The organism is Bradyrhizobium sp. Ken64 (assembly GCF_055807555.1).
This window is the reverse complement of sequence record NZ_JBVVPA010000010.1, coordinates 221,261-227,650: the sequence shown is the minus strand read 5'-3', so window position 1 is coordinate 227,650 and position 6,390 is coordinate 221,261. Positions and strand designations below refer to the sequence as shown.

The window sequence follows — 6,390 nt, the reverse complement described above, 5'->3', positions numbered from 1 at the left end:
CGAGATCGCCCCTCAAGGATGAGCCGGGATGGACGACACATACGCCGTTTCCGAATTTCGGTAAAGTGGAATATTTTGCGGCGGCGGATTGACAGCGGAGCGACACAGGCGCGGTCCCGTAGCCCGGATGGAGCGCAAGCGTAATCCGGGAAGGTGCCGAACGCCGGGCGAGCGGCCCCGGATTGCGCTGCGCTCCATCCGGGCTACGAAGCCTCACTCCTTCGTTCGCACCGGCGTTCCGTCGGCCATGAGTGTCACGCCCTTTCGTTCGACGATCATCCCGTAGGCCTGCGGCTGACGGTGAACGTCGAAATTGAAGGTGGTGCGCTTGTAGGAATTGCAGAGATCGAGATCGCAGCGGGCGAGCGCGATCTCGTCGCCCTTGGTCGTGCATCGCGCGATGATCTCGCCGGAGGGCGCGATGATGCAGCTTCCGCCGATGTGGTCGACGCCCTCCTCGACACCCGCTTTGGCGACGCCGACCACAAAGGTGCCGTTCTGATAGGCGCCGGCCTGCATCACCAGCTGATTGTGAAACAGCGAGAGATCGTCATGCTCGGGCGCGGGCGGATTGTGCACCGGCGTGTTGTAGCCGATCATCACCATCTCGACGCCCTGCAGGCCCATCACCCGATAGGTCTCGCTCCAGCGGCGGTCATTGCAGATCGCCATCCCCATCACGCCGCCAAAGGCCTCGGTCACGCCGAAACTGCTGCCCGGATCGAAATAGCGCTTTTCCAGATGCTGGAATTCGCGCCAGGGCTCGTGCTCGGCATGACCGGGCAAATGCACCTTGCGATATCTGGCGACGATGGCGCCGCTTCGATCGACCAGGATGGAGGTGTTGTAGCGCCTGACAAGTCCGGCCTCGACCGTCAGCTCGGCATAGCCAAGGTAAAATCCGATGCCGATCTCGCGCGCGAGATCGAACAGGGCTCTGGTCTCCGGCCCCGGCATCTCGCGCTCGAAGAAGCTGTCGATCTCCGCCTGATCCTCGAAATACCAGCGCGGAAAGAACGTGGTCAGCGCCAACTCAGGATAGACGATCAGGTCGCAGCCGTTGGCGTGGGCCTGGCGCATCAAGGCCATCAGGCGCGCCACGACGGCGGTTCTCGTCTCGGTCCGCGCCACAGGGCCAAGCTGGCCGGCCGCGATCGTCACAAATCTCGCCACGAATCTTTCCTCGTCCGCTTCCCGGGTCAGGTCGCGGCAGAGACTATCGTGCGATGCGTCGCGCGCACAGCCTCGCTGTCCGGCACGGTGCCCAACCGAGAGGCAGCCCGACCGTCACGCGGGACGCGCCACTCACCATTCTGCGGCAAGGGGCTCGTTGAAGAACTGACTGCGCGCCGCCATGCGCGACGGCTGGCGGCGACGATGCCGCTCCGCGACGCGCCTGTTCGGAGCGGCCGCCTTGGCCTGCCTCGGCTCCGAAGCCTTGGAGTCCGACGCCTTGGCGTCCGAAGCCTTGAGCTCCGCGGCGGGCTGCGCCGCCATCGCATATGCCTGGCGCGTACCTTCCGGCGCGGCCGGCGGCGCCGCCTCGGATGTCGATGACGCCACAGTTTTGGTCAACGGAATCTGTCGCACGTTGGTGTCGAAGACGATCTTCTCCGGCCATGTCTGCGCAGAATGAATCCGGGCGATCGAGAGGTCCGGCCCGGTGTCGGCAGCGGCGCTCACGGGACCAGCCATGTAGTAGTCAGCAAGGTACAGCAGGGCGATCAGAGCGCCGCCGGTGAAGACGAAATAGCGGATGAGCGGCATGGGTCCCTCGATCGCCTCGTTGTCGAGGCCCCTCCAGCAACGGGAAAGAGTGGTAATCGTTCCGGCGCGACGTCGCGCAATTGCAGGAGAGGAACTCGCTCAGCCGGCGCACTGGCATTCCACTTGCTGCACGGGAGTCAAATCCCTCAGACCCGCAGTGGGTCTGTCTCATCGTGAGGCGATCATGCACCCGACGTCCCGTTTCGAAGCGACCATGCCGACACAGCTCCATGCATTGATCTCCGATCTGCGCTGGCGCATGCAAATGATCGACGCCGACATTCTGGAGGAAGAACGGAAGGCTGGAATCTCCGATCCCCGGAACGTCGCCTACCCCATGCTGGCGCAGAACCTGCAGGCCCGCCGCGACAACATCCGGGTGAGCATCGCCATTCTCGAAAGCCGGCTTGAAAAGCGATCGACCGAGTGGCCGCGCGCGGCCTAATGCGCGCGACGGCGGTAGCTCCCGGTCAACGCGAAGGAACTCGCGTTGCCAATCTGCAACGGTTCCCGTCCGTCTGAAGCCGGACAAAACTAATTCCCATTGCGGCCACGAACCCCTCTCACAACGCCGTGAGACGAGCAGGGGAACTACGATGCGTGCGCAACGAGTCTGGGTGGTGAATGGGGCCGCCAGCGTCGAACAATTGCAAACCAGGTTGGACGAGCTGAACAAGCGGCTCGCTCAACTGGAGACCCAGCACCCCGAGAGCTGGAAAGTCGAAGAGCTCAGATCGAGCGCGCTCAGCCTGTCGCGCGAGATCGACGACATCCGCTGCGCCGAGGCGACGGCCGCGCTGAGCGAACTGCTGCGGAAGTAGCCGGCGTTCGCGATTCGCCCGTTGCGCAAGGAACCAACGCCGCCTCCCCGCCATTGCCATGCCGAGCATGGAGCAAAATCATGACCAGGCACCTGACGCGGGCCGATCTCGCGCGCGGCGTGGCCGGCGCGGTATCCACGCTGGTCCTGTGCGCGACGATGGCATTCACCATCGCGCGCCACTTCGCGCTGTAAGGGATTTGGCGCTGTAGAGCATTTGGCGCTGGGAGGTATTTGCGATGACGTCCGACCCCGAGGAATCGGTCAGGCTGCAAGGCTACGGCGAGATGACCCTGCGTACGGCCGTCACGACGATGATGCTGCTAGCGCCGCGCGAGCGCGCGGACGCCGCCATCTTCCGCGTCCGCGACGGCGTGCGGCTCGCCTCAAGCGAGATCGCCGAGCTTGCCTCCGAATGGGGCATCAAGCCAGCGCCCGAGATCAGGTCTCCGAACCTCGTCCCGGAGCAGCATTGGACACAAATCGTTCGCGGCATGGTCCGCGAGGCGCCGCTGCCGGCGCTGATGATTGCGTTTATGATCGGTGTGCTGGTGGCGCGGCGATAGGCCTCGGACCGAGGCTTGCAACGCCGAATTATCGATATCGGCCAAACGCCGAGCCATGCCGCTCGCACACGCGGCCCTGTCCGGCCAAATCGGCCGTGGACCCGCCCTGAAAATCGTTGCAAAAAGACGCTCCCGGGCGCCCGGCGGCCGGTCCGCCAAGCCTTTGGGAACGAGCCTCTAGAAAAACGTCGACTTTTGGAAGAATGGTCGGAGTGGCAGGATTCGAACCTGCGACCCCTGCGTCCCGAACGCAGTGCTCTACCGGGCTGAGCCACACTCCGACAAGAGGCCGGCTTATAGCGTCGGGTTTGGCGCACCGCAAGCGGCCGAGCTGAGGAATCTTATCCCTGTGAAAACGGGTCTTGAAACGCTGATTTTACCGGCCGGCGCGGCCGGCGCGGAAGCTGCCGCCCGGACATTGGCCGCCGGCGGGCTGGTCGCGTTCCCGACCGAGACGGTGTACGGGCTCGGGGCGGATGCCGGAAATGCCAGCGCGATCGCCCATCTCTACGCCGCCAAGGGGCGGCCGGCCTTCAATCCGCTGATCGCGCATGTCGCCGACCTCGCGGCCGCGCGCAGGATCGGGCGATTCGACGCCTGCGCCTTGCGCCTTGCGGAGGCGTTCTGGCCGGGGCCGCTGACGCTGGTGGTGCCCAAGACGGAAAACTGCCCGGTGGCCGAGCTTGCCACCGCGGGCCTCGACACGGTCGCGATCCGCATTCCGGCCCATCCGGTGGCGCAGGCGATCCTGCGCGCCTTTGGCGGGGCGGTGGTGGCGCCGTCCGCCAACCTCTCCGGCCACGTCTCGCCGACGCTGGCCGCCCATGTCGAGGGCGACCTTGCGGGGCGGATCGACCTGATCGTCGACGGCGGGCCGGTTACGGTCGGCGTCGAATCGACGATCGTCGGCTGCTTTGCGGCGCCGATGCTGCTGCGGCCCGGCGGGCTGGCACGCGAGCGGATCGAGGCCGTGCTCGGCGCAGCGCTGGCGCGACTGCCTGCGGAGGCCGACAGTGACGACAGCCAGCCGCTGGCGCCGGGCATGCTGGCCTCGCATTACGCGCCGCGTGCCCATGTACGGCTCAATGCGCAGGACGTCGCGCCGGGCGAAGCCCTGCTGGCGTTCGGCCCCGCGCGCCTGCCCGGCGTGGAGGCCGCCGCTGCCGTCATGAATTTGTCGGCCACCGGCGATCTCGATGAAGCCGCCGCCAATCTGTTCGGCTATCTTCGCGCCCTCGATGCCGGGGGGCCGCGGGCGATCGCCGTGATGGCGATCCCCGAACAGGATCTGGGCGAAGCGATCAACGACCGGCTGCGCCGGGCGGCGGTCGCGCGATAAGAGCGAAGCAAGAGACAAGACAATGAACGTCAATCATTCCGCGACCCCACCGCTAGCGCCCGAGCTGATCGAACAATTCCGCAGAATCGTCGGCGAGAGGCACGCCATCACCGATGCGGCCGACATCGAGGCCTATGTCACCGAGGAGCGCAATCTGTTCCACGGCCGCTCGCCACTGGTGCTGCGCCCCGGCTCGACCGCCGAAGTCGCCGCGATCTGCAAGCTCGCCTCCGAGCACAAAATCGCGCTGGTGCCGCAGGGCGGCAACACCGGGCTGGTCGGGGGCCAGACGCCGCACAATGGCGAGGTGGTGGTGTCGCTGCGGCGGCTCGACAAGATCCGTGAGATCGACACTGCGTCGAACACCATGACCTGCGAGGCCGGCGTGGTGCTGCAGATCGCGCAGCAGAAGGCCGCCGAAGTCGACCGGCTGTTTCCGCTCTCGCTCGGCGCGGAAGGCAGCTGCACCATCGGCGGCAATCTCTCGACCAATGCCGGCGGCACCGCCGCGCTCGCCTATGGCGTCGCGCGCGAGATGGCGCTGGGGCTCGAGGTGGTGCTGGCGGACGGGCGCGTGCTCAACGTGCTGTCGAAGCTGAAGAAAGACAACACCGGCTACAATCTGCACAATCTCTTCATCGGCGCGGAAGGCACGCTCGGCATCATCACGGCGGCGACGCTAAAACTGTTTCCGAAGCCGCGGTCGATCGAGACCGCCTTCGTCGGGCTGAAGTCGCCGGAGGCCGCACTGAAGCTGCTGGCGATCGCGCAAAGCGAGGCCGCCAATGCGCTGACGAGCTTCGAGCTGCTCTCGGAGATGGCGGTCGATTTCTCGATCCGCCACGGCATCGACGTGCGCGATCCGCTCGCGCAGAAGCATGACTGGTACGTGCTGATGGAATTGTCGTCGCCAGGCGACGACGCCCGCACGCCGCTGGAAACGATCCTCGGCCGCGCCATGGAGGACGAGATCGTCGACGACGCGGTGATCGCGGCCAATCTCACCCAGCGCGCCGGCTTCTGGAAGCTGCGCGACGAGATGTCGTCGGCGCAGAAGCCGGAGGGCGGCTCGATCAAGCACGACATCTCCGTGCCGGTGGCCACCGTGCCGGCCTTCATCGCCGAGGCCAATGAAGCCGTGGTGAAGCTGATCCCCGGCGCGCGACCGGTGCCGTTCGGCCATCTCGGCGACGGCAATCTGCACTACAATGTCAGCCAGCCCATCGGCGCCAACACCGCGGATTATCTGGCGCGCTGGCACGAGATGAACGCGGTCGTGTTCGCCATCGTGCTGCGCATGGGCGGCTCGATCTCGGCCGAGCACGGCATCGGCGTGCTCAAGCGCGACGAGCTGCCCGACGTGAAGGACAAGACCGCAATCGAGCTGATGCGGCAGCTCAAGGCGATGCTCGATCCGCTTGGAATCATGAACCCGGGCAAAGTGCTGTGAGTGCGCTCACGATCGGCGCGATCACCGACGCGGATGTCGAGCCTGTGGTCGCGCTGTGGCAGCGCTGCGGGTTGACGCGGCCGTGGAACGATCCGCATGCCGACATCGCGCTGGCGCGGCGGCGCGATAATTCCACGATCCTGCTCGGCCGCGAGGCCGGCGCCATCGTCGCCACCGTCATGGTCGGCCATGACGGCCATCGCGGCTGGGTCTATTACGTCGCCGTCGATCCGGAGAGCCAGAAGCGTGGCTACGGCCGCGTCGTCATGGCCGCCGCCGAAGACTGGCTGCGCCGGGCTGGAATTCTGAAGCTCCAGCTCCTGGTCCGGCGCGGGAATGAGCAGGCCAATGCGTTCTACCAGTCTCTGGGTTTCGAGGAATCGACCTCGGTGATGTTCCAGAAGTGGCTCGACGGCCGCACCACAACGCCAAGCAATTGAGATCGAAG

General features: G+C 66.0%; 8 protein-coding genes and 1 tRNA gene. 6 read left to right on the top strand and 3 right to left on the bottom strand.

The features are described 5' to 3' along the window. Positions 1-213: 213 nt before the first annotated feature. Both AC0L2F_RS19035 and AC0L2F_RS19030 read right to left on the bottom strand, forming a co-directional pair. Positions 214-1,173: an N-carbamoyl-D-amino-acid hydrolase gene (locus AC0L2F_RS19035; RefSeq protein ID WP_473249422.1), complete on the bottom strand. Its 960-nt coding sequence runs from the start codon at positions 1,171-1,173 to the stop codon at positions 214-216. Positions 1,174-1,305: 132 nt separating this feature from the next. After that, positions 1,306-1,767, bottom strand: a complete 462-nt coding sequence (locus AC0L2F_RS19030) for a hypothetical protein (protein ID WP_473249421.1) — start codon at positions 1,765-1,767, stop codon at positions 1,306-1,308. A gap of 265 nt (positions 1,768-2,032) precedes the next feature. Here AC0L2F_RS19030 and AC0L2F_RS19025 point away from each other — a divergent pair, with 265 nt between their 5' ends. The 3 genes from AC0L2F_RS19025 (at position 2,033) to AC0L2F_RS19015 (ending at position 3,153) form a co-directional block, all read left to right on the top strand. After that, complete coding sequence (locus AC0L2F_RS19025; RefSeq protein ID WP_473249420.1) at positions 2,033-2,212, top strand: hypothetical protein; 180 nt, start codon at positions 2,033-2,035, stop codon at positions 2,210-2,212. A gap of 151 nt (positions 2,213-2,363) precedes the next feature. Then, on the top strand, positions 2,364-2,588 hold the full coding sequence (locus AC0L2F_RS19020; protein WP_473249419.1) for a hypothetical protein: 225 nt from the start codon (positions 2,364-2,366) through the stop codon (positions 2,586-2,588). 238 nt (positions 2,589-2,826) lie between these two features. Further along, positions 2,827-3,153 (top strand): hypothetical protein, encoded by a 327-nt coding sequence (locus tag AC0L2F_RS19015; RefSeq protein WP_473249418.1) that lies wholly within the window; start codon positions 2,827-2,829, stop codon positions 3,151-3,153. A 204-nt stretch (positions 3,154-3,357) separates the two neighbouring features. Here the strand turns inward: AC0L2F_RS19015 and AC0L2F_RS19010 are convergent. After that, a tRNA-Pro gene (locus AC0L2F_RS19010) sits at positions 3,358-3,434 on the bottom strand. A gap of 68 nt (positions 3,435-3,502) precedes the next feature. On the opposite strand from AC0L2F_RS19010, the gene AC0L2F_RS19005 reads away from it, so the two are divergent. From AC0L2F_RS19005 to AC0L2F_RS18995, 3 genes are read left to right on the top strand one after another with little or no spacing between them, the layout of a single operon-like run. After that, the gene (locus AC0L2F_RS19005; protein ID WP_473249417.1) at positions 3,503-4,492 is read left to right on the top strand and encodes an L-threonylcarbamoyladenylate synthase; all 990 of its coding nucleotides are present in this window, start codon (positions 3,503-3,505) and stop codon (positions 4,490-4,492) included. A gap of 22 nt (positions 4,493-4,514) precedes the next feature. Next, positions 4,515-5,942: an FAD-binding oxidoreductase gene (locus tag AC0L2F_RS19000; protein WP_473249416.1), complete on the top strand. Its 1,428-nt coding sequence runs from the start codon at positions 4,515-4,517 to the stop codon at positions 5,940-5,942. Beyond that, complete coding sequence (locus AC0L2F_RS18995) at positions 5,939-6,382, top strand: GNAT family acetyltransferase (protein ID WP_473249415.1); 444 nt, start codon at positions 5,939-5,941, stop codon at positions 6,380-6,382. The genes AC0L2F_RS19000 and AC0L2F_RS18995 overlap by 4 nt, the downstream gene beginning before the upstream one ends. The last annotated feature ends 8 nt before the right edge of the window (positions 6,383-6,390 follow it).

What these genes read in the sequence shown, in the direction of transcription:
- AC0L2F_RS19030 (WP_473249421.1), bottom strand. Translation starts at nt 1,767, where the DNA reads ATGCCGCTCATCCGCTATTTCGTCTTCACCGGCGGCGCTCTGATCGCC.
- AC0L2F_RS19025 (WP_473249420.1), top strand. Translation starts at nt 2,033, where the DNA reads ATGATCGACGCCGACATTCTGGAGGAAGAACGGAAGGCTGGAATCTCC.
- AC0L2F_RS19020 (WP_473249419.1), top strand. Translation starts at nt 2,364, where the DNA reads ATGCGTGCGCAACGAGTCTGGGTGGTGAATGGGGCCGCCAGCGTCGAA.
- AC0L2F_RS19015 (WP_473249418.1), top strand. Translation starts at nt 2,827, where the DNA reads ATGACGTCCGACCCCGAGGAATCGGTCAGGCTGCAAGGCTACGGCGAG.
- AC0L2F_RS19000 (WP_473249416.1), top strand. Translation starts at nt 4,515, where the DNA reads ATGAACGTCAATCATTCCGCGACCCCACCGCTAGCGCCCGAGCTGATC.